The sequence below is a fragment of the Pseudomonas sp. KB_15 genome (assembly GCF_052114525.1).
In the GTDB taxonomy this organism is placed as follows: Bacteria; Pseudomonadota; Gammaproteobacteria; order Pseudomonadales; family Pseudomonadaceae; genus Aquipseudomonas.
In genome coordinates this window covers 132,776-154,437 of record NZ_JBFREX010000003.1, presented here as the reverse complement: position 1 = coordinate 154,437, position 21,662 = coordinate 132,776, and the positions used below count along the sequence as shown (strand labels likewise).

Annotated in this window: 20 protein-coding genes; 10 read left to right on the top strand and 10 right to left on the bottom strand. The window is 61.4% G+C overall.

Annotated features, from left to right (window positions below; all coding sequences use genetic code 11):
- Positions 1 to 101: 101 nt before the first annotated feature.
- Both AB4Z35_RS04915 and AB4Z35_RS04910 read right to left on the bottom strand, forming a co-directional pair.
- Complete coding sequence (locus AB4Z35_RS04915) at positions 102 to 926, bottom strand: SDR family oxidoreductase (protein ID WP_442096212.1); 825 nt, start codon at positions 924 to 926, stop codon at positions 102 to 104.
- Between the two features lie 214 nt (positions 927 to 1,140).
- Positions 1,141 to 2,181 (bottom strand): threonine aldolase family protein, encoded by a 1,041-nt coding sequence (locus tag AB4Z35_RS04910; protein WP_310056332.1) that lies wholly within the window; start codon positions 2,179 to 2,181, stop codon positions 1,141 to 1,143.
- Between the two features lie 132 nt (positions 2,182 to 2,313).
- Between AB4Z35_RS04910 and AB4Z35_RS04905 the strand changes: the two genes are divergently transcribed.
- The 8 genes from AB4Z35_RS04905 to fdhA all read left to right on the top strand — a co-directional run bounded on the left by AB4Z35_RS04905 (position 2,314) and on the right by fdhA (position 12,454).
- A complete protein-coding gene (locus tag AB4Z35_RS04905) occupies positions 2,314 to 3,066 on the top strand; it encodes a TraX family protein (RefSeq protein ID WP_442096211.1) in 753 nt (250 codons plus the stop codon).
- A gap of 299 nt (positions 3,067 to 3,365) precedes the next feature.
- Complete coding sequence (glyA, locus tag AB4Z35_RS04900; RefSeq protein WP_007994427.1) at positions 3,366 to 4,619, top strand: serine hydroxymethyltransferase; 1,254 nt, start codon at positions 3,366 to 3,368, stop codon at positions 4,617 to 4,619.
- A 23-nt stretch (positions 4,620 to 4,642) separates the two neighbouring features.
- A complete protein-coding gene (locus AB4Z35_RS04895) occupies positions 4,643 to 5,893 on the top strand; it encodes a sarcosine oxidase subunit beta (protein WP_007947735.1) in 1,251 nt (416 codons plus the stop codon).
- 14 nt (positions 5,894 to 5,907) lie between these two features.
- Positions 5,908 to 6,237, top strand: a complete 330-nt coding sequence (locus AB4Z35_RS04890) for a sarcosine oxidase subunit delta (protein WP_007980417.1) — start codon at positions 5,908 to 5,910, stop codon at positions 6,235 to 6,237.
- On the top strand, positions 6,234 to 9,251 hold the full coding sequence (locus AB4Z35_RS04885; RefSeq protein ID WP_442096210.1) for a sarcosine oxidase subunit alpha: 3,018 nt from the start codon (positions 6,234 to 6,236) through the stop codon (positions 9,249 to 9,251). The genes AB4Z35_RS04890 and AB4Z35_RS04885 overlap by 4 nt, the downstream gene beginning before the upstream one ends.
- Before the next feature lie 158 nt (positions 9,252 to 9,409).
- Positions 9,410 to 10,042 (top strand): sarcosine oxidase subunit gamma, encoded by a 633-nt coding sequence (locus tag AB4Z35_RS04880; RefSeq protein WP_116582295.1) that lies wholly within the window; start codon positions 9,410 to 9,412, stop codon positions 10,040 to 10,042.
- 180 nt (positions 10,043 to 10,222) lie between these two features.
- The gene (gene purU, locus AB4Z35_RS04875) at positions 10,223 to 11,080 is read left to right on the top strand and encodes a formyltetrahydrofolate deformylase (RefSeq protein ID WP_007981374.1); all 858 of its coding nucleotides are present in this window, start codon (positions 10,223 to 10,225) and stop codon (positions 11,078 to 11,080) included.
- A gap of 174 nt (positions 11,081 to 11,254) precedes the next feature.
- A complete protein-coding gene (fdhA, locus tag AB4Z35_RS04870) occupies positions 11,255 to 12,454 on the top strand; it encodes a formaldehyde dehydrogenase, glutathione-independent (protein WP_008048199.1) in 1,200 nt (399 codons plus the stop codon).
- Between the two features lie 102 nt (positions 12,455 to 12,556).
- Here fdhA and AB4Z35_RS04865 read toward each other — a convergent pair whose 3' ends face one another.
- Genes AB4Z35_RS04865 through AB4Z35_RS04855 form a run of 3 tightly spaced genes read right to left on the bottom strand, consistent with a single transcriptional unit; the run spans position 12,557 to position 14,502 of the window.
- Positions 12,557 to 13,231, bottom strand: coding sequence for an anti-sigma factor (locus AB4Z35_RS04865; RefSeq protein ID WP_442096209.1), 675 nt, complete (start codon positions 13,229 to 13,231; stop codon positions 12,557 to 12,559).
- A complete protein-coding gene (locus AB4Z35_RS04860; protein ID WP_033052001.1) occupies positions 13,228 to 13,854 on the bottom strand; it encodes a sigma-70 family RNA polymerase sigma factor in 627 nt (208 codons plus the stop codon). Before AB4Z35_RS04860 ends, AB4Z35_RS04865 begins: the two co-directional genes overlap by 4 nt.
- Positions 13,855 to 13,908: 54 nt before the next feature.
- Positions 13,909 to 14,502: a fasciclin domain-containing protein gene (locus AB4Z35_RS04855; RefSeq protein WP_442096208.1), complete on the bottom strand. Its 594-nt coding sequence runs from the start codon at positions 14,500 to 14,502 to the stop codon at positions 13,909 to 13,911.
- A 284-nt stretch (positions 14,503 to 14,786) separates the two neighbouring features.
- On the opposite strand from AB4Z35_RS04855, the gene AB4Z35_RS04850 reads away from it, so the two are divergent.
- On the top strand, positions 14,787 to 15,341 hold the full coding sequence (locus AB4Z35_RS04850) for a DUF2780 domain-containing protein (RefSeq protein ID WP_442096207.1): 555 nt from the start codon (positions 14,787 to 14,789) through the stop codon (positions 15,339 to 15,341).
- Position 15,342: 1 nt separating this feature from the next.
- Here AB4Z35_RS04850 and AB4Z35_RS04845 read toward each other — a convergent pair whose 3' ends face one another.
- On the bottom strand, positions 15,343 to 16,230 hold the full coding sequence (locus tag AB4Z35_RS04845) for an acyltransferase (RefSeq protein ID WP_442096206.1): 888 nt from the start codon (positions 16,228 to 16,230) through the stop codon (positions 15,343 to 15,345).
- Positions 16,231 to 16,394: 164 nt separating this feature from the next.
- Between AB4Z35_RS04845 and rloA2 the strand changes: the two genes are divergently transcribed.
- Positions 16,395 to 16,901: a retropepsin-like aspartic peptidase RloA2 gene (gene rloA2 / locus AB4Z35_RS04840; RefSeq protein WP_442096205.1), complete on the top strand. Its 507-nt coding sequence runs from the start codon at positions 16,395 to 16,397 to the stop codon at positions 16,899 to 16,901.
- Positions 16,902 to 16,949: 48 nt separating this feature from the next.
- Here the strand turns inward: rloA2 and AB4Z35_RS04835 are convergent, their stop codons facing one another.
- The 4 genes from AB4Z35_RS04835 to AB4Z35_RS04820 all read right to left on the bottom strand — a co-directional run bounded on the left by AB4Z35_RS04835 (position 16,950) and on the right by AB4Z35_RS04820 (position 21,579).
- Positions 16,950 to 17,579, bottom strand: a complete 630-nt coding sequence (locus tag AB4Z35_RS04835; protein WP_007994408.1) for a glutathione S-transferase family protein — start codon at positions 17,577 to 17,579, stop codon at positions 16,950 to 16,952.
- Positions 17,580 to 17,755: 176 nt separating this feature from the next.
- On the bottom strand, positions 17,756 to 17,935 hold the full coding sequence (locus AB4Z35_RS04830) for a hypothetical protein (RefSeq protein ID WP_007994407.1): 180 nt from the start codon (positions 17,933 to 17,935) through the stop codon (positions 17,756 to 17,758).
- Positions 17,932 to 19,062, bottom strand: coding sequence for a PepSY-associated TM helix domain-containing protein (locus AB4Z35_RS04825; protein WP_442096204.1), 1,131 nt, complete (start codon positions 19,060 to 19,062; stop codon positions 17,932 to 17,934). Before AB4Z35_RS04825 ends, AB4Z35_RS04830 begins: the two co-directional genes overlap by 4 nt.
- A 72-nt stretch (positions 19,063 to 19,134) precedes the next feature.
- On the bottom strand, positions 19,135 to 21,579 hold the full coding sequence (locus AB4Z35_RS04820; RefSeq protein WP_442096203.1) for a TonB-dependent siderophore receptor: 2,445 nt from the start codon (positions 21,577 to 21,579) through the stop codon (positions 19,135 to 19,137).
- Positions 21,580 to 21,662 lie beyond the last annotated feature (83 nt).

The window sequence follows — 21,662 nt, the reverse complement described above, 5'->3', positions numbered from 1 at the left end:
TGGGAGCGAGCTTGCTCGCGATAGCGGTGGGTCAGCCAACATTGATGTTGAATCTGACTCCGTCATCGCGAGCAAGCTCGCTCCCACAGGTACGGTGTTTTTCAGTCGACGAATAGGTCAGTCATGAGATTTTCGCTGCTGTCGGGCGCGAAGCGATAGTGTTCGAACTCAGTCACACCGCTTTCTCGCAGTATTTCCTCATCAATCAACAAGCGCCCGGTCAGGCTGCGGTTTTCGCTGCTCAGAATCACATGCGCCGCATCCGCCATGATCGCAGGCGTGCGTGCATGCTTGAACGATTCCCTCGACCCCAGCTGAAACTCGATGGCGGCGGTGGCGATCATCGTCTGTGGCCACAGCGAGTTGACGCTGATCCCGTAATTCCTGAATTCCTCACTCATGCCCAGGGTCAGCATGCTCATGCCGTACTTGGTGACGGTGTACGGGCTGTACTGGGCGAACCATTTGGTGGCCAGGTTCAGCGGCGGTGAAAGATTGAGGATATGGCCGGCGGACTTCTTCAAATATGGCAGGGCAGCCTGGCTGCACAGCAATACGGCGCGGGTGTTGATCTGGTGCATCAGGTCAAAGCGCTTGAGTTCAATGTGCTGAACCCCGGTCAGCTTGATCGCCCCGGCGTTGTTGATCAGTGCATCGATACTGCCGAAATGTTCGTTGGCCCGGACCAGCGCTTCACGTACGGCATCCTCTTCACGCACATCCACCTGCAAGGCCAGTGCCTTGCCGCCTGCGGCTTCCACTTCCCGGGCCACGCTGAAAATCGTGCCCGGTAGCTTGGGGTGGGGGTCAGCACTTTTGGCTGCAATCACAATATTGGCGCCATCGCGGGCGGCCCGCAGTGCGATCTCGCGGCCGATGCCACGGCTGGCGCCGGTGATGAACAGGGTTTTGCCTTGCAATGACATGCTGACGCTCCTGATTGTTGTTATGTGAGCGGGTCGGCTCGACAAACAATGTAGACGAAGTCTTCAGGTGCGAACGATGAGGGGCGACTGGATTGGCTTCTGTGGGAGCGGGCTTGCTCGCGAATACGGTGGGTCAGTAACCGCAGATGCTGAATGTACTACCGCTTTCGCGAGCAAGCCCGCTCCCACAGGGGGGGCGGTGTAAACCAGGGTTTTAGTGGGACATCACTTCACGAATGTCCTTCGCCAATTCCCGCACACGCTCTTCCTCGGTATCCCACGAGCACATGAAGCGTGCGCCACCATTGCCGATGAAGGTGTAGAAGCGCCAGCCCCTGGCGGTCAGCGCGGCAATGGCCGGTTCCGACAGTTGCAGGAACACGCCGTTGGCCTGCACCGGGAACATCAGTTCCACGCCAGGAATGTCGCTGACCAGCTCGGCCAGCAATTGCGCGCAGTGGTTGGCGTGGCGGGCGTATTTGAGCCAGGCGTCGTTTTCCAGGATTCCAACCCAGGGTGCCGACAGAAAGCGCATCTTCGAAGCCAGTTGCCCGGCCTGCTTGCAGCGGTAATCGAAGTCTTCGGCCAGTTTGTGGTTGAAGAACAGGATCGCCTCGCCCACCGCCATGCCATTTTTCGTGCCACCAAAGCACAACACGTCGACGCCGGCCTTCCAGGTCAGGTCGGCCGGCGAGCAGCCGAGGAACGCGCAGGCGTTGGAGAACCGTGCGCCGTCCATGTGCAGGTTCAGGCCCAGTTCCTTGCAGGTGGCGCTAATGGCGCGGATTTCGTCCGGGGTGTAGACGCTGCCGACTTCGGTGGCCTGGGTCAGGGTGACGACGCGGGGTTTCGGGTAATGGATGTCCTGGCGCTTGAGCGCGACCTCGCGGATCGATTCCGGGGTCAACTTGCCGTTTTCAGTGCGGGCGATCAGCAGTTTGGAGCCGTTGGAGAAGAATTCCGGGGCGCCGCATTCGTCGGTTTCGACGTGGGCGGTTTCCGAGCAGATCACGCTGTGGTAACTCTGGCACAGCGACGACAGCGCCAGCGAGTTGGCGGCGGTGCCGTTGAAGGCGAAAAACACTTCACAGTCGGTTTCAAACAGTTTGCGGAAATCGTCGGAGGCGCGGGCGGTCCACTCGTCGTCGCCGTAGGCGCGCTGGTGGCCGTGGTTGGCCTGTTCCATGGCGGCCCAGGCTTCAGGGCAGATGCCGGAATAGTTGTCGCTGGCGAATTGTTGGCTCTTGTCGGTCATGGCCTGCTTCCGTGGTCGAGATGCCTATGGTGAAGCGTCCCGTGGTCAATGAGGGTGCGCACTGTACCCAAGATCGTCAGGTGGAGCGCACAGGATGTCGCTGTCGGGAAAATACAGTGTCGAAGGGCAATTATGCACGTGACAATGCACAAGACCATGCACAAGGCCATGCACTTAAAGCAGCGCGACGGGGCACTGGATCTGCTCAAGTGGCTGGCGCTTTTGAGCATGGTGCTCGATCACCTGCGATATGTCGGTTACTCCGCCGATCTGTTGTATGTGCCTGGGCGCCTGGCGTTTCCGTGGTTCTGTCTGGCGATGGCGGCCAACCTGGCGCGCGTGCGGGCTCCGACGAGCGGTGGCCAGTGGCGCTATCTGGGTTGGTTGTTGCTGTTTAGTGCGGTGAGTGAAATTCCTTACCGAATGTACATTCCCAATCCCGACACGCTCAACGTGTTGCCAACCCTTGCCCTGGGCCTGCTGGTGGTTCGTGGCTGGCAGCAGCCGGTGCTTGCATCGCGACTGTTGGCGGCGGGCGCGTTGCTGCTGGCTGCGTTGTTCTCCCAGCGATTGATGTTCGGTTTCTATGGCGTTCTGTTGCCGTTGGCGATGCTGCTGGTACTGCAACGGCCCTGGTATTTCGCACTATTGACGGGGCTGGTCTGTCTGGCGGCCAATCAGTGGCAGGTGCTGTATTACTCCGTTCGATTGGGCAATCAGGTTGCGATGGCGGCAGTCGCCACTTGTCTGATTGCGCCATGGCTCGGGCTGTTCTTGTTGCGACATGCCAAGGGCGTAAAACCACCACCGATGCGGCGCTGGGCATATGCGCTGTATCCCGTGCATTTCCTCGTTTTACTGGCCTTACGCCAAGCTATCGCCTAACCCCTGTAGCAGCTGCCGAAGGCTGCATTCGACTGCGCAGCAGTCGCAATCGGTTGTATCCGGGTTTACCTGACCGATGGCGGCATCAGGTTTTACGCCGGCTTCGCCGTCGAACGCAGCCTTCGGCAGCTGCTACAAAGGACCGCTCCTGCAACGCATGTCGTAAACGCACCTTTGCGTGGCGTCCATAGGCATTTGACCACTCGAAGCCGGTCATACCATCGCTATCAAAGGGCACTGCCGAAAAGCCAGTGCCTCACCGAGACGAATGGCGCACCGCCGCCGCTGGGAGAGACGCGATGTTCAGCAAGCAAGACCAGATCCAGGGTTACGACGATGCACTGCTGGCGGCGATGAATGCCGAGGAGCAACGTCAGGAAGATCACATCGAGCTGATCGCGTCGGAGAACTACACCAGCAAGCGCGTCATGGAAGCGCAAGGCAGCGGCCTGACCAACAAATACGCCGAAGGTTATCCGGGCAAGCGCTACTACGGCGGTTGCGAACATGTCGACAAGGTTGAAGCCCTGGCCATCGAACGCGCCAAGCAACTGTTCGGCGCTGATTACGCCAACGTGCAGCCGCACTCCGGTTCCTCGGCCAACAGCGCCGTATACCTGGCCCTGCTGCAAGCCGGCGACACCATTCTCGGCATGAGCCTGGCCCACGGCGGTCACCTGACCCACGGCGCCAAAGTGTCGTCCTCGGGCAAGCTGTACAACGCCGTGCAGTACGGCATCGACACCAAGACCGGCCTGATCGATTACGACGAAGTCGAGCGCCTGGCTGTCGAGTGCAAGCCGAAGATGATCGTTGCCGGCTTCTCGGCCTACTCCAAGACCCTCGACTTCCCTCGCTTCCGCCAGATCGCCGACAAGGTTGGTGCGTTGCTGTTCGTCGACATGGCCCACGTTGCCGGTCTGGTCGCTGCCGGCCTGTACCCGAACCCGCTGCCTTACGCCGATGTGGTCACCACCACTACCCACAAGACCCTGCGCGGTCCGCGTGGCGGCCTGATCCTGGCCAAGGCCAACGAAGAAATCGAGAAGAAGCTCAACGCCGCGGTATTCCCGGGTGCCCAGGGCGGCCCGCTGATGCACGTGATCGCCGGTAAGGCGGTGTGCTTCAAGGAAGCGCTGGAGCCAGGCTTCAAGGCTTATCAGCAACAAGTGATCGACAACGCCCAGGCCATGGCCGGCGTATTTATCAAACGCGGCTACGATGTAGTGTCCGGCGGTACCGACAACCACCTGTTCCTGGTCAGCCTGATCCGTCAGGGCCTGACCGGCAAAGAGGCGGATGCCGCCCTTGGTCGCGCCCACATCACTGTGAACAAGAACGCAGTCCCGAATGATCCACAGTCGCCGTTCGTCACCTCCGGCCTGCGTATCGGCACCCCGGCGGTGACCACGCGCGGCTTCAAGGTGACCCAGTGCGTCACGCTGGCCGGCTGGATCTGCGACATCCTCGACAACCTCGGCGACGCCGATGTCGAGGCCAATGTCGCCCAGCAGGTATCGGCCCTGTGCGCGGACTTCCCGGTTTATCGCTGAGTGCGGTTTTGGAGTAAATGACTATGCAACGCTACTCGGGCTTCGGCCTCTTCAAACACTCTCTCAGCCATCATGAAAACTGGCAGAAAATGTGGCGCACGCCGACCCCTAAAAAGGTCTACGACGTGGTCATCGTCGGCGGTGGCGGGCATGGTCTCGCCACGGCTTACTACCTGGCCAAGGAACACGGCATCACCAACGTGGCCGTGGTCGAGAAAGGCTGGCTGGGCGGCGGTAACACCGCACGCAACACCACGATCGTGCGTTCCAACTACCTGTGGGACGAGTCGGCGCACCTGTATGAACACGCGATGAAACTGTGGGAAGGCCTGTCCCAGGACCTCAACTACAACGTGATGTTCTCCCAGCGCGGCGTCTACAACCTGTGCCACACCCTGCAGGACATCCGTGATTCCGAGCGTCGGGTCAGCGCCAACCGCCTCAATGGCGTAGACGGCGAACTGCTGGATGCCAAGCAGGTTGCCGACGAGATCCCGTACCTCGACTGCTCGAAAAACACCCGCTACCCGGTGATGGGCGCGACCGTCCAGCGTCGCGGCGGCGTGGCCCGTCACGATGCCGTGGCCTGGGGCTTTGCCCGTGCCGCCGATGCCCTCGGCGTGGACCTGATCCAGCAGACCGAAGTGATCGGTTTCCGCAAGGAAAACGGCGTGTGCATCGGTGTTGAAACCAACAAAGGCTTCATCGGCGCCAAGCGCGTCGGCGTGGTCACGGCCGGTAACTCCGGGCACATGGCCAAGCTCGCCGGTTTCCGTTTGCCGATCGAATCCCACCCGCTGCAAGCGCTGGTGTCCGAGCCGATCAAGCCGATTATCGACAGCGTGATCATGTCCAACGCCGTGCACGGCTACATCAGCCAGTCCGACAAGGGCGACCTGGTGATCGGCGCCGGTATCGACGGCTACAACGGCTACGGCCAGCGCGGTTCGTACCCGGTGATCGAGCACACCATCCAGGCCATCGTCGAGATGTTCCCGGTGTTGTCCCGCGTACGCATGAACCGTCAGTGGGGCGGCATCGTCGACACCACGCCGGATGCTTGCCCGATCATTTCGAAAACCCCGGTACCGAACATGTTCTTCAACTGCGGTTGGGGCACCGGCGGCTTCAAGGCCACACCTGGCTCGGGCAACGTGTTTGCCGCAAGCCTGGCCAAGGGTGAAATGCACCCATTGGCCGCACCTTTCTCCATCGACCGTTTCCACAACGGTGCGTTGATCGATGAACACGGCGCTGCTGCGGTTGCCCACTAACAGGAGAAATCCCCATGTTGCATATCTTCTGTCCTCACTGCGGCGAACTGCGCTCCGAAGAGGAATTCCATGCATCCGGCCAGGCGCACATCCCGCGTCCACTGGATCCGAACAGCTGCACCGACGAGGAGTGGGGCGACTACATGTTCTTCCGCGATAACCCGCGCGGTCTGCACCACGAGCTGTGGGATCACGTCGCCGGTTGCCGTCAGTACTTCAACGTCACCCGCGACACCGTGACCTACGAGATTCTAGAAACCTACAAGATCGGCACCAAGCCACAATTCACCGACAAGACCGATAGCCCGAAAGCGGCCAGCACGGCTCTGGGAGAGAAGGTATGAGCCAGATCAATCGCCTGTCCAACGGCGGACGGATCGACCGCAACAAAGTCTTGACCTTCACCTTCAACGGCCAGAACTACAAAGGCTTCGAAGGCGATTCCCTGGCCGCTGCACTGTTGGCCAACGGCGTCGACATCATCGGTCGCAGCTTCAAGTATTCCCGTCCGCGCGGTATCTTCGCCGCCGGTGCCGAAGAGCCAAACGCGGTGCTGCAGATCGGCGCCACCGAAGCCACGCAGATCCCGAACGTGCGTGCTACGCAACAGGCGCTGTATCAAGGCCTGGTCGCCACCAGCACCAACGGCTGGCCGAGCGTGAACAACGACATGATGGGGATTCTCGGCAAGGTCGGCGGCAAGCTGATGCCGCCGGGCTTCTACTACAAAACCTTCATGTACCCGCAATCGTTCTGGATGACTTACGAGAAGTACATCCGCAAGGCTGCCGGCCTGGGCCGCTCGCCGACCGAGAACGATCCGGACACCTACGACTACATGAACCAGCACTGCGACGTGCTGATCGTCGGCGCCGGCCCTGCCGGTCTGGCTGCTGCACTGGCGGCTGCGCGCAGCGGTGCCCGCGTGATCCTCGCCGATGAGCAGGAAGAGTTCGGTGGCAGCCTGCTCGATTCCCGCGAAAGCCTCGACGGCAAGCCGGCGATGGAGTGGGTGGCCAGCGTCATCGACGAACTGAAGAACACCCCGGACGTGCTGCTGTTGCCGCGCGCCACGGTCAACGGCTACCACGATCACAACTTCCTGACCATTCACGAGCGCCTGACCGATCACCTCGGCGACCGCGCCCCGATTGGCCAGGTGCGTCAGCGCATTCACCGGGTTCGTGCCAAGCGTGTGGTGCTGGCGACCGGCGCTCACGAGCGTCCACTGGTCTACGGCAACAACGACGTACCGGGCAACATGCTCGCTGGCGCCATCTCGACCTACGTGCGTCGTTACGGCGTGGCACCGGGCAAGAAGCTGGTCTTGAGCACCAACAACGACCACGCCTACCGCGTTGCCCTGGACTGGCTCGATGCCAGCCTGCAAGTGGTGGCCATCGCCGACGCCCGCAGCAACCCGCGTGGTGCGCTGGTGGAAGAAGCTCGCGCCAAAGGTATTCGCATCCTTACCGGCAGTGCCGTGATCGAAGCCCGTGGCAGCAAGCACGTGACCGCTGCCCGTGTGGCCGCCATCGATGTCAAGGCGCACACCGTGACCAGCCCTGGCGAATGGCTCGAATGCGACGTGGTGGCCAGTTCCGGTGGCTACAGCCCGGTGGTTCACCTGGCTTCGCACCTGGGTGGCAAGCCGATCTGGCGCGAAGACATCCTCGGTTTCGTACCGGGCGAAGCACCGCAGAAACGCGTGTGCGTCGGTGGCATCAATGGTGTCTACGGCCTTGGCGATTCCCTGGCCGACGGTTTTGAAGGTGGCGCCCGCGCCGCTGCCGAAGCCGGGTTCCAGACTGTCGAAGGCTTGTTGCCGAAAGCCCTGAGCCGTCTCGAAGAGCCGACCCTGGCGCTGTTCCAGGTACCGCACGAAAAGAACACCGCACGGGCGCCGAAGCAATTCGTCGATCTGCAGAACGACGTCACCGCCGCCGCCATCGAACTGGCGACCCGCGAGGGCTTCGAGTCGGTCGAGCACGTCAAGCGCTACACCGCGCTGGGCTTCGGCACCGATCAGGGCAAGCTCGGCAACGTCAACGGCCTGGCCATCGCTGCCCGCTCGCTGAACGTGACCATCCCGCAGATGGGCACCACCATGTTCCGTCCGAACTACACGCCGGTGACCTTCGGCGCCGTGGCCGGTCGTCACTGTGGGCACATTTTCGAGCCGGTGCGTTACACCGCACTGCATCAATGGCACCTGAAAAACGGCGCCGAATTCGAAGACGTCGGCCAGTGGAAACGTCCTTGGTACTTCCCGAAATCCGGTGAAGACCTGCATGCCGCGGTGAAGCGCGAATGCAAAGCCGTGCGCGACAGCGTCGGCCTGCTCGATGCTTCGACCCTGGGCAAGATCGACATTCAGGGCCCGGACGCCCGCGAGTTCCTCAACCGCGTCTACACCAACGCCTGGACCAAGCTCGACGTGGGCAAGGCGCGCTACGGCCTGATGTGCAAAGAAGACGGCATGGTGTTCGACGACGGCGTGACGGCTTGCCTGGCCGACAACCATTTCGTCATGACCACCACCACTGGCGGCGCAGCTCGTGTGCTGCAGTGGCTGGAGCTGTACCACCAGACCGAATGGCCGGACATGAAGGTGTACTTCACTTCCGTGACCGACCACTGGGCGACCATGACCCTGTCCGGGCCGAACAGCCGCAAGCTGCTCAGTGAAGTCACCGACATTGACCTGAGCAATGAAGCCTTCCCGTTCATGACCTGGAAAGAAGGCCTGGTGGGCGGTGTGCCGGCGCGGGTGTTCCGGATTTCGTTTACCGGTGAGCTGTCGTACGAAGTCAACGTGCAGGCCGACTACGCCATGGGCGTACTGGAAAAAATCGTCGACGCCGGCAAGAAGTACAACCTGACGCCATATGGCACTGAAACCATGCACGTGCTGCGGGCCGAGAAGGGCTTCATCATCGTCGGTCAGGACACTGACAGCTCGATGACCCCGGACGACCTGAATATGGGCTGGTGTGTCGGTCGCACCAAACCGTTCTCGTGGATCGGCTGGCGTGGCATGAACCGTGAAGACTGTGTGCGTGATCAGCGCAAACAGCTGGTTGGCCTGAAGCCGATCGATCCGACCAAATGGCTGCCGGAAGGTGCGCAACTGGTGTTCAACACCAAGCAAGCGATTCCGATGACCATGGTTGGTCACGTGACTTCCAGTTACCTGCACAACTCCCTGGGCTATTCGTTCGCCATGGGCGTGGTCAAGGGCGGGTTGCAGCGGATGGGCGAGCGAGTGTTCGCACCGCTGGCCGATGGCAGCGTGATCGAGGCGGAAATCGTTTCTTCGGTGTTCTTCGATCCGAAGGGTGAACGCCAGAACGTTTGATGGTTCGGATCCTGTGGAGTGCAGCTGCACCGTGGTGAATTCATCGCGAGCAGGCTCACTCCTACAGGTGATCGCGTAACCCTTGTAGGAGCGAGCCTGCTCGCGATGGCGGCAGTGCAGCCACCACAGGAACCAACAGAATTCAGAACAGGTGCTTTATGACCGCAGCCAATGTTTACCAACAACGCCCAACCTCCGGGGCCAAGGCCGAGTCGTCGTTGCATCATGCCGACCTCGCCAGCCTGGTGGGCAAGGGTCGCAAGAACGCCGGCGTGACCGTGCGCGAGAAAAAACTCCTCGGTCACCTGACCATCCGTGGCGATGGCCACGATGCCGCGTTTGCCGCGGGCGTGCACAAGGCCCTGGGCATTGAATTGCCGGGGGCGCTGAGCGTCATCGTCAAAGGCGAGACCAGTTTGCAATGGATGGGGCCGGATGAGTGGCTGCTGATCGTGCCGACCGGTGAAGAGCTTGCCGCCGAGCAAAAACTGCGCGAGGCACTGGGCGATTTGCACATTGCAATCGTCAACGTCAGCGGCGGCCAGCAACTCCTCGAACTGAGCGGCCCGAACGTGCGCCAGGTGCTGATGAAGTCCACCAGCTATGACGTGCACCCGAACAACTTCCCGGTGGGCAAAGCCGTCGGCACGGTGTTCGCCAAGTCGCAACTGATGATCCGTCACACCGCCGAAGACACTTGGGAACTGCTGATTCGTCGCAGCTTCTCGGATTACTGGTGGTTGTGGTTGCAGGATGCGTCCGCTGAATACGGCCTCAGCGTCCAGGCCTGAATCCCTGTAGCAGCTGCCGAAGGCTGCGTTCGGCGACGTAGTCGTCGTCAAACCTGCGACAGCGTTCTTTCAGACTGATCCGGGATTCAGGTTTTACGACGGCTTCGCCGCCGAACGCAGCCTTCGGCAGCTGCTACACAAAGCGGCGTTGCTGCTACTTTCGAACAGGAGTCACGCATTATGAGCCGCGCCCCAGACACATGGATTCTGACCGCCGACTGCCCCAGTGTGCTCGGCACCGTGGACGCGGTGACCCGCTTTCTGTTCGAGCAGGGCTGCTACGTCACTGAACACCATTCCTTCGATGACCGGCTCTCTGGCCGTTTTTTCATTCGCGTGGAATTTCGCCAACCCGATGGTTTCGACGAACAGTCGTTCCGCGCGGGTCTGGCCGAGCGTGGCGAAGCCTTCGGCATGATTTTCGAACTGACCGCGCCGAACTACCGGCCGAAAGTGGTGATCATGGTCTCCAAGGCCGATCACTGCCTCAACGACTTGCTCTATCGCCAACGCATCGGCCAGTTGTCGATGGACGTGGCGGCCGTAGTTTCCAACCACCCGGACCTCAAGCCACTGGCCGACTGGCACCAGATTCCGTACTACCACTTCCCGCTGGATCCGAACGACAAGCCGTCCCAGGAACGTCAGGTATGGCAGGTCATTGAAGAGTCCGGTGCGGAACTGGTGATCCTTGCGCGCTACATGCAAGTGCTGTCGCCGGAGTTGTGCCGCAAGCTCGATGGCAAGGCGATCAACATCCATCACTCCCTGCTGCCCGGGTTCAAGGGCGCCAAGCCCTACCACCAGGCCTACAACAAGGGGGTGAAACTGGTGGGCGCCACGGCGCATTACATCAACAACGACCTGGATGAAGGTCCGATCATTGCCCAGGGTGTGGAGGCGGTGGATCACAGCCATTACCCCGAGGATTTGATCGCCAAGGGGCGGGATATCGAAGGGCTGACACTGGCGCGGGCCGTTGGATATCACATCGAAAGAAGAGTGTTTTTGAACGCCAACAGAACGGTCGTTCTCTAGATCGCCATCGCGAGCAGGCTCACTCCTACATTGGAATGCGTACATCTGTAGGAGCGAGCCTGCTCGCGATGAGGCCCTTACAAGCAACACAAGAAACAGCATCTGTACCCGAGCACTTAACGCGCTGCCTGCCTGGGCAACGCGGTTCCATAAAAACAACAGCGAGGTGAAAGCATGTCTGGCAATCGTGGTGTGGTGTATCTCGGCGCTGGCAAGGTCGAAGTACAGAAGATTGACTATCCGAAAATGCAGGACCCGCGTGGCAGGAAGATAAACCACGCTGTCATCCTGCGTGTGGTGTCCACCAACATCTGTGGTTCCGACCAGCACATGGTGCGCGGTCGTACCACGGCGCAAACCGGCCTGGTGCTGGGCCACGAGATCACCGGTGAAGTGATCGAGAAGGGCAGTGACGTCGAAAACCTTCAAATCGGCGACCTGGTCTCGGTACCGTTCAACGTAGCTTGCGGGCGCTGCCGTTCCTGCAAGGAAATGCACACCGGCGTGTGCCTGAGCGTCAACCCGGCGCGTCCGGGCGGTGCCTACGGTTACGTCGACATGGGCGACTGGACCGGTGGCCAGGCGGAATACGCCATGGTGCCGTACGCCGACTTCAACCTGCTGAAACTGCCGGATCGCGATCGGGCGATGGAAAAAATCCGCGACCTGACCTGCCTCTCCGACATCCTGCCAACCGGTTACCACGGCGCAGTGACTGCCGGCGTTGGCCCGGGCAGCACTGTGTATATCGCTGGCGCCGGCCCGGTTGGTCTGGCTGCTGCCGCTTCGGCTCGCCTGCTGGGTGCTGCCGTGGTGATCGTCGGTGACGTCAACACCATCCGCCTGGCCCACGCCAAGGCCCAGGGTTTCGAAATCGCCGACCTGTCCCTGGACACGCCGCTGCACGAGCAAATCGCTGCACTGCTGGGCGAGCCGGAAGTGGATTGCGCCATCGACGCCGTAGGCTTCGAAGCCCGCGGCCATGGCCATGACGGCGTGAAACACGAAGCCCCGGCCACCGTGCTCAACTCGCTGATGGGCGTGGTGCGTGTGGCAGGCAAGATCGGCATCCCCGGCCTCTACGTGACCGAAGACCCGGGCGCTGTCGACGCTGCCGCGAAAATGGGCAGCCTGAGCATCCGCTTCGGTCTGGGCTGGGCGAAATCCCACAGCTTCCACACCGGCCAGACCCCGGTGATGAAGTACAACCGCCAGCTGATGCAGGCGATCATGTGGGACCGTATCAACATCGCCGAAGTGGTAGGCGTTCAGGTGATCAGCCTGGATCAGGCGCCGCAGGGTTATGGCGAGTTCGATGCCGGCGTGCCGAAGAAGTTCGTGATCGATCCGCACAAGATGTTCAGTGCGGCGTAAGTCTTCACGCAATAAAAAACGGCGACCTTCGGGTCGCCGTTTTGTTTTGGGCGTAAACCATACCTTGTGGCGAGGGGGCTTGTCGGATCGCCACAAAGGCAATCACAACGCCGCCAACGCTCCTTGGTACAGCACCGGCCCCGTCGGCTGCCCGGTCGGCGAGCCGCCCTTCGGTTCAAGGCTGACCGCCAGCGCAATCGGCTTGCCGATCAGCGCTTTCTGCGTCTCGCTCAATTCGACCTTGCCTTTGCCTCCAGTCGGAATCACGCCGAGGGAGATCGGCTTGCCGTCCGCCGGAATCGCCCACAACTCCAGACTTTGCCCGGGTTCGACAGCCGCCAGCGTCAGCGGCTCGACTTGCAGGTAATTCTCGTGGGCCTGTACGCGCATCGCGGGTTGCGCGTCGGCGTTGACCAACGTGGCGCTGTAGCGGGCGTCGTCGGGGAGGTAGAGCACGCCGAGAGTCACTGCGATCAGCAGCGAGCAAACCGCCGCCGTCACTCGCAGCCAATTCCAGAACGGACGCTTGTGCGGTACGTGCAGCACTTGCGGTTCGATCCGCGCGGTAATGCCATGCCAGACGCGATCCGGCACCGGCTGCTCCGGCAGGGCTTCGGTCAGGCTGAGCAGGCTTTCCTGCCACTGTGCCAGTTCCGCGCGCAAGGCCGCGTCTTCCAGCAACAGCTGTTCGAAACGTCGGCGCGCGGTGGCGGGCATCAGGCCAATGGCATAGTCGGCGGCGAGGGCGCGGCGCAGGGTCGGGGTTCGATAGTTCATGATTCAAGGCACCTGCGCAGACGCTCCATGCCGCGGCGGATCCAGGACTTCACCGAGCCCAGCGGCGCGGCCAGGTGTTCGGCCAGTTCGGAGCACGACAGTCCCTGGAAATAGGCGACGGTAATCGACTGGCGCTGCATGCCTTCGAGGCTGTCCAGGCACCGGTTCAGGGCGTTGGCCTCGCGGGCGCTGGCCAGTTGCTCGTGGACCGATGGGCTTTCATCCACGAGCATCTGTTCTTCGAGATCGCTCAATGGCCGATCGCGGTGTTTGCGCAACTGGTCGATGGCCTGATGACGGGTGATGTTGATCATCCAGGTCAGCGGCGCCGACAGATGCGCTTCATAGCGCGATGCATTGTTCCAGATGCGCACGAAACTCTCTTGCAGCACCTCTTCGGCCAGGTCCGGACGGCCCATGAAGCGCAGCGCTACCCCGTGCAGGCGCGGGCCGACACTGCGGTACAGCGTCTCGAAGGCGCGGCGGTCGCCCAGTGAACACTGGGCCAGCAGTTGCCTGAGCTGATCGGCGTCGGCGATGGGAATGGCGGTTCTCCCGGAAAGCGGGGCAGGGGGCCGGTTGCAGGCAGAGGTTAGTTCACGGCGCGCAGTTGTTCCATTCACGGCGAACACCTCGGGCGGACCGCCGCCCCCGATGCGCGAGGGCGGCGGCACGGCTCAGCTTTTCGGCATAAGCACTTTGTCGATGACCTGAATCACCCCGTTGGACTGGTACACGTCGTAGGTGGTGATGTCAGCGACGTCGCCCTTTTCATCCTTGATGGTGATGTTGTGCGGGCCGTTCATCATTGCCCACAGTTTGCCGCCGGCAACCGTGGTCAGTTCGGCCTTGCCACCACCGGCCCTGATCTTCTCGGCCAGGGTCATCATGTCGAGTTTCCCGGCGACCACGTGGTAGGTGAGGATGTGGGTCAACGTGGCCTTGTTGGCCGGTTTGAGCAAGGTGTCGACGGTGCCCGCGGGCAGGGCGGTGAAGGCCGAATTGACCGGGGCGAACACGGTGAACGGGCCTTTGCCCTTGAGGGTGTCGACCAGGCCGGCGGCTTTTACCGCGACGACCAGGGTGGTGTGATCGGCGGAGTTCACTGCGTTATCGATGATGTCCTTGCTCGGCAGCATGGTCTGACCGCCGACCGTGACGGTGTCGTGGCCCATGTCCGCCGCTTGCACGGTGTTCAAGGCGAGTCCGCCACCAAGGGCCAGGGTCAGCAGGCTGGCAATCAATGGCGTTTTGATCGAAGTGCGTTTCATGGTGATGATCCTTGTGATGAGAATCGGCCAGGAGTGTCTGTCCGTGCTTGATATACGGGCGTGTGGGCAGGCTGGATGCAGTGCGTGGGGAATTTTTTTCTGTAGGAGCGAGCCTGCTCGCGATGGACGCTAACGCTAACGCGTACTTCCTGAATCAACGCGTTGCCCTGGAGTCCATCGCGAGCTCGCTCCTACAGGGGGCTGGGAACAATCCTCGGGGATGCCAGTCCAATGCACAGTTTTTCGCCGCCCATTGCCGGGCGGTGTTCATAGAGGATGTCTGAATGAAGATTTCACGCGGTTTCGCCCTGGCATCGCTCTTGACCCTGGCGGTCAGCCCGGCCTTTGCACAGTTCAACCTGAGCGATGCGGCCAATGCCATTTCCGGCATGAAGGGCGGCAATGCGGCGACCGATGCCGCGCCGACCTCGGAGACAGCCGACCTGCTGAGCACCCTCAGTCAATTGAACATCACCCCACAGCAAGCCCTCGGTGGTGCGGGGGCGATGCTGGGGCTGGCGAAGAATCAGTTGAGTTCGAACGACTATTCGGAACTGGCCAAAAGCGTGCCGGGCATCGACATGCTCTCGGGTGGCGGCGAGTTGGGTGCGCTGGCCGGTCTGCTCGGCTCCAGCGGCAAAGCTGCAGGGCTGGATAATGCCCTGGGCAACGTCAAGAACACCAACGACCTGAACAACGCCTTCAGCGCCCTGGGCATGGACAGCGGCATGATCGGCCTGTTTACCCCGGTGCTCCTGCAATACCTCGGTCAGCAGGGTGTCGGCGGTACGCTGCTGAGCAGCCTGGGCAGCATCTGGGGCACCGGCACCGGTAGCTGATTCAGCGGCGCTCGCTTTTCAGTTCAGCGATGCGCTGATCCTTCTCGATCCAGAGCTGGTTGACCCAGTTCTGGACCTTCTCGCGAAACAGCGGATCGTTTTCGTAATCGCCCTGCCACAGCGCCGGGTCGAGTTCGCGGGTCCGGATATCGATGATGACGCTTGGCACATTGCCGCTGATCAGGTCCCAGAACCCCGGAATCTTCTGTTGCGGATAAACCACCGTCACATCGAGAATCGCGTCCAGCTGTTCACCCATTGCCGCCAGCACAAACGCCACTCCGCCTGCCTTGGGCTTGAGCAGGTGATTGAACGGTGACTGCTGCTGGGCACGTTTAGCCGCCGTAAATCGGGTGCCTTCGAGGTAATTGACCACCGTCACCGGCTGGCGCTTGAACAGTTCGCAAGCTTGCCTGGTGATTTCAAGATCCTTGCCCGCGAGCTCCGGGTGCCTGGCCAGGAATGCCTTGCTGTAGCGCTTCATGAACGGGTAATCCAGCGCCCACCACGCCAGGCCCAGGAAGGGCACCCAGATCAGCTCTTTCTTGAGGAAGAATTTGAAGAATGGCGTCCGTCGGTTCAGCGTCTGGATCAGCGCCGGGATGTCGACCCAGGATTGATGGTTGCTGATCACCAGATACGAGGTGTCGCGGCGCAGATCGTCACCGCCACGAATGTCCCATTGGGTGGGGATGCACAGGCGGAAGATCAGCTTGTCGATCTCGGACCAGGTCTCGGCAATCCACATCACCGACCATGAGGCGTAATCGCGAAAACGGCCAGGCAGGACCAGTTTGAGCAGGGCAAACACCATCAACGGCCCGATCAGGACCAGGGTGTTGAGCAGAAGCAGCAGGGTCACGAAACAGCCGGTGAGCAGGCGGCGCATAAGTCACTCGTGGAAGCGGTTGGGCGCGCCATGATAAGCAGCTTGGGGCGACAGGCCAAATCGGGGGTGACGAATGTTTCACCTTTGGGCCGGTAACCTTGTGGGAACGATCAAGCGAACGACGGTCTAAAATCCCGCTGTTCACTCTCATGGAAGCCCATTACGTGAAATCCCTCCTTGCAGTGCTCTCCCTCATCGCCCTGCCGGCCCTGGCCGCCGAGCCGACCCTCTATGGGCGTTACGAATACATCGCCCTGCCGGAAATCGGCGGGCAAGTCCTCAAGGCGAAAATGGACACCGGTGCACTGACCGCGTCGCTGTCGGCCAAGGACATCGAAACCTTCAAGCGTGACGGCGAAGACTGGGTGCGTTTCCGCCTCGGGACCAAGGATGCGAGCAACCAGGTCTACGAACACAAAGTTGCACGGATCAGCAAGATCAAGACTCGCTCCGAAGAGGAAGAAGATGACAGCGAAGTCATCGCTCCCTCGAAGCGTCCGGTGGTCGATCTGGAGCTGTGCCTGGGCAGCGTCAAGCGCACCGTGGAGGTCAACCTCACCGACCGCAGCAGCTTCAACTACCCGTTGCTGATCGGCGCCAAGGCGTTGCGCGAGTTCGGGGCGGCGGTGAACCCGGCCCGACGCTTTACGGCGGCCAAGCCGGATTGCTGATTTTTTAAACGCAATCAGCTTTGCGCGGCGATCTCAGTGTGTGAGTGCCTAGAGCTTGGGCATCGTCGCAATCATCGAAGGCCGCTGACTCACCTCGAAATACCACGCCGCGAGTTGTGGATTGGCTTCGCGCCAATCCAGATCCGGATGGCGCAGGTCCAGGTAACCCAGCGCACAGGCCACGCTGATCGCAGCGATGTCGAAGTGGCAGGTCAGCTCGGCAATGGCGTCTTTCTCCAGCAGCGCCAAGCTGCGACGGATTTTGTCGCGCTGGCCGTCGAGCCATTCGTCCCAGTGTTTCTCCGGGGCGCGCAGGGCGACTTCGTAGCGCACCAACACGGCCGCGTCCATGATCCCGTCGGCCAGCGAAGCGAGGGTCAGGCGCCGCCAGCGCGCCGAGCCTTCGCGGGGGATCAGCGGGTTGCCGACGTGCTGGTGATCGAGGTAGTCGAGGATCACCCGGCTGTCGTGGATGATGTTGCCGTCGGCCAGGCGCAGGGCCGGGATTTTGCTCAGGGGGTTGTCGTCGATCAGGGTCAGGTCCGGGTTGACCGGGGTGAGTACGCTGGTTTGCAACGCCACGCGGTTCTGTTGACCGGTTTCGTGCAACAGCACCATGACTTTGCGAACGAATGGGGAAAGCGGGTTGTGGTACAGGGTCATGCTCGGGGCGGACATGGCAACGTCTCGGTCGGTGGCGGTGTCGAGCAGCATAGCGCGTTGACTTGATAGCTCAAGACCACAAAAAACACAGATCCTCTGTGGGAGCGGGCTTGCTCGCGAAAGCGGTGTATCAGTCGCATCAGATGTTGCCTGACACTCCGCCTTCGCGAGCAAGCTCGCTCCCACAGGGTTTAGCGGCGTTGCAGCAGACCGCGCAAGGCAAGGACAGCCGGGATTCCCAGGCCAACCCAGCTCAGGGCGTCCCAAACGCCATCCCCCAGCAGCGCGGAAAACAGCCCGGCTGCGCTGAACAGGGCGATTACCGTGGGCGTCGAGAAGACCCTCCAGAAGTTCGACTGCCGGGGTTTCATGCCACGCTCTCCACTTTTTCCGGCACAGGCCTGGCGGCCTTGCGCCGCACCACCCACAAATAGACACCGCTGCCGAGCACGATGATGGTCAGCACATCCAGGGTCGCCCAGAGGATCTTCATCGGCATGCCGCCGTAGTCACCGAAGTGCAGCGGCTGCGACATGCCCATGGCGTCCATGTACCACGGTCGTTCGGCTACGGCAGTGACTTGCAGGGTGCTGGCGTCGATCAGTACCGGCGTCAGCAGGTGCGAGGTCAGGTGCGTGCTGCCTTTCATGAACACCGCATAATGGTGCTCACTGGAAAACCGCGTGCCGGGGAAGGCGATGAAGTCTGGCTGCATGCCCGGCGCGACATACTTGGCAATGTCGAGCAACCGAGTGGCCGGCGCCAGTTGCGTCAGCGGCGGCGCATCGCGGTACGGCGCGACCATGGCGCTCAGGCTATCGTTGCGCCAGGCGGCAATGATCAGGTCGGCGCAGGCACTGATCACGCCTGTCACGCCGACCACCAGGGCCCAGGTCAACGTCACCACTCCGATCAGGTTATGCAGGTCGAGCCAGCGCAGGCGCATGGATTTGTCCTGGCGCACGGTGGCGAACTTCAAGCGGCGCATGAACGGCAGGTACAGCACCGTGCCGGAAACGATCGCCACCACGAACAGAATCCCCATGAACGCCAGCAGCAATTTGCCCGGCAAGCCGGCGAACATGTCCACGTGCAGGCGCAGCATGGTCATCATGAAGCCGCCGTTGGCGGATGGCGTTTCCAGCGCTTCGCCGGTACGGGCGTCAAGCATGAAGGTGTGGGACGAGTTCGGCTCGGTGCCTGCGGTCGCGGCCATGATGGTCAGCACGGCGTTGGGCTCATCGTCCTCGAAGCCGAAATACTGCATGACTTCACCGGGACGGTGTTTCCCGGCCGCTTCTACCAACTGCTGCAAATTCAGGTGCGGGGTGTCCGCCGGCATTTCCTTCACATCAGGTGCATCGCCCAGCAAATGGTCGATCTCGTGGTGGAAGATCAACGGCAGGCCGGTCAGTGCCAGCAGCAACAGGAACACCGTGCAAATCAGGCTGGTCCAGGTATGAACTGCGGACCAGCGGCGAATTGTTTTACTTTTCATTTCATAGCCTTCAGAAAAACCAAAGCCGTCCACAAAGGACGGCCTGGTCATTGGGCGTGTCAGCTCAGAGCGTTACCACTTGTAGGTTGCACTTGCGACGACACTGCGCTGGTCGCCGTAGTAGCAGTAGAAGCTGTCGCAAGTCGAGATGTAGTCCTTGTCGAACAGGTTGGTCGCGTTAACGGCCAGCGAAGCGCCTTTGAGGCTGCTGTCCAGGCGACCGAGGTCGTAGTGAACCACTGCGTCGAAGACCGTGTAGGCGCCGGCCTTGCCCAGCCAGGTGTTGGCCTGGTCGCCGTAGGTGTTGCCGGTGTAGCGCGCGCCGGCGCCGATGCCAAAGCCGTCCAGCACGCCGTTGTGCCAGGTGTAGTCGCCCCACACCGACGCTTGCTGGTTAGGCATCAGCTGCAGGCGATTGCCCTTGTAAATGCCATCTTGCACTTCGGATTTGGCCAGGGTGTACGCGGCGGTGACCTTGAGGTTTTCGGTCACGTCGGAAACGGCTTCCAGCTCCAGGCCTTTGACTTTCACTTCGCCGGTCTGGCTGGTGACTGTCACGTTGCCCACGTTGTTGGTGACGGAAACGTTTTTCTGGGTCAGGTCATACACAGCCGCCGTCAGCAGCGTGTTGCTGCCCGGTGGCTGGTACTTGATACCCAGTTCCCATTGCTTGCCTTCGGTCGGCTTGAACGACTCGGTCGGCGAGGCAACGGCATTGCTGGTCGGCTGGAACGATTCGGCGTAGGACAGGTAAGGCACGAAGCCCGAGTCGAACACGTAGCTGATCGCCGCGTTGCCGCTGAAGTTCTTGTCGCGTTCGGTGTTGGTGGCATCGCCCTTGTTGAAGAACGTGGTTCCGGTGTGGACCCAGTCTTCACGACCACCGAGGGTCAGGCGCCATTGGTCGAAGGCCATCTGGTCCTGGATGTACAGGCCGGTTTGCCGGGTCTTCTGTTCGTAGTCGTAGAAGGCCGTGGAGCGTGCCGGACGCTCGATTGGCAAACCATAGATCGGGTTGTTGACGTTGATGCCCGGCGCGGTACCGAAGATCGACAGGAAGTTGGTGGTGTTGCGTTGGTGGTCCAGGCCGATCAGCAAGGTGTGAGTGACGTCGCCGGTGACGAAGTCGCCCTGGAAGTTGTTGTCCACGGCGAATTGGGCGATGTCTTCGTCGACATTGGTGGTGCCACGGCCGGTGTTGCCTTGATCGTCGACGACAAACCCGAGGCTGGCAAGGTCAGGGTCGTAGCTATTGACGGTCACGGCCTGGAACGACAGCTCCGACTTGGTGTAGCGCAGGTTCTGCCGGAACTGCCAGACATCGTTCAGGCGATGTTCGAAGGCATAACCCAGCGCGTAGTAGGTACGGTCGTAGAAGTCGTAGTTCGGATCACCCAGGTTCTTGTGGTGGGAGATTTCGCCGAACGGCATGTCGATCTTGGTGCCCTGGATCGGATAGAACTGACTGGAGATACCGGTATCGTCACGGGTGAACTGCGTGAGCAGGGTGAACCTGGTGTCTTCGTCGATGTTCCAGGTCAGGCTCGGCGCAATGTTGTAGCGCTTGTCATCGATGTGATCGATCGGCGTGCCGCCGTCGCGCAGGACGCCGCTGAGGCTGTAGAGGAACTGGCCTTCGTCGTCTATCTTGCCGGTGCTGGCGAAGTTGATCTGGCGATGATTGTCGCTGCCGTATTGCAACTGGATCTCGCTGCTGGCTTCGGCGCTTGGGCGACGGCTGACCATGTCCAGCAGGCCGCCCGGCGGGGTCTGGCCGTACACGGACGAGGCCGGGCCGCGCAACAGCGCCAGGCGGTCGAGGTTCCAGGTTTCCTGTTTCGGGTTGGCGTACACACCTTTGGGCAGTGGCAGGCCATCGAGGAATTGAGTCGGTTCGAAACCCCGCACGCGCAACCAGTCGGTGCGGGTGTCGCTGCCGAAGCTGCTGGCGGTGATGCCCGGCAGGTAGCGCACGGCATCATCGAGGGTGTGTACGTTGCGGTCGTCCATTTGCTCGCGAGTGACGACCGAAATCGAACGCGGTGCTTCGACCAGCGCGGTGTCGGTCTTGGTGCCGGCGGCGGTGCGCTTGGCCGTGTAGCCTTGTACCGGGCCCCAGGCACTTTCAGTATCTTCCACGCCGATCACGCTGGTTGCCGGCAGGTCCATCACCCCCTCGGGCACGGCCACCAGGCTGTAGGTGCCCGCATTGCTCTGCTCCAGTTGCAGGCCGGTGCCACGCAGGGCTTCGCGCAGGGCGCCGGCCGCGTCGAACTGGCCTTTGACCGGGGCCGAGGTCTTGCCTGCCGCCAGGGATGGATTCAACGACAGAGCCAAACCGGCCTGGCTGGCAATCTGGTTCAGGGTGCTGGCCAGTGGTGCGCCCGGCAGGTTGTAGGCGCGGACGCTGGTCGCCTGTTCAGCGGCGACCAGTTGGTTGCTGGCCAAAGGGGTGCAAAGGGCAATGGCGACCGCCAGCAAACTGCGGCGTATCAGGGAGTCTAGCGAACGGGGCATACAGCGGCTCCTGAATGGAAATATTTCTCAATTGCCTGTGTGCCGAACGAAAATCAAAAAGTGATAGGGCGGGATGAAAATTA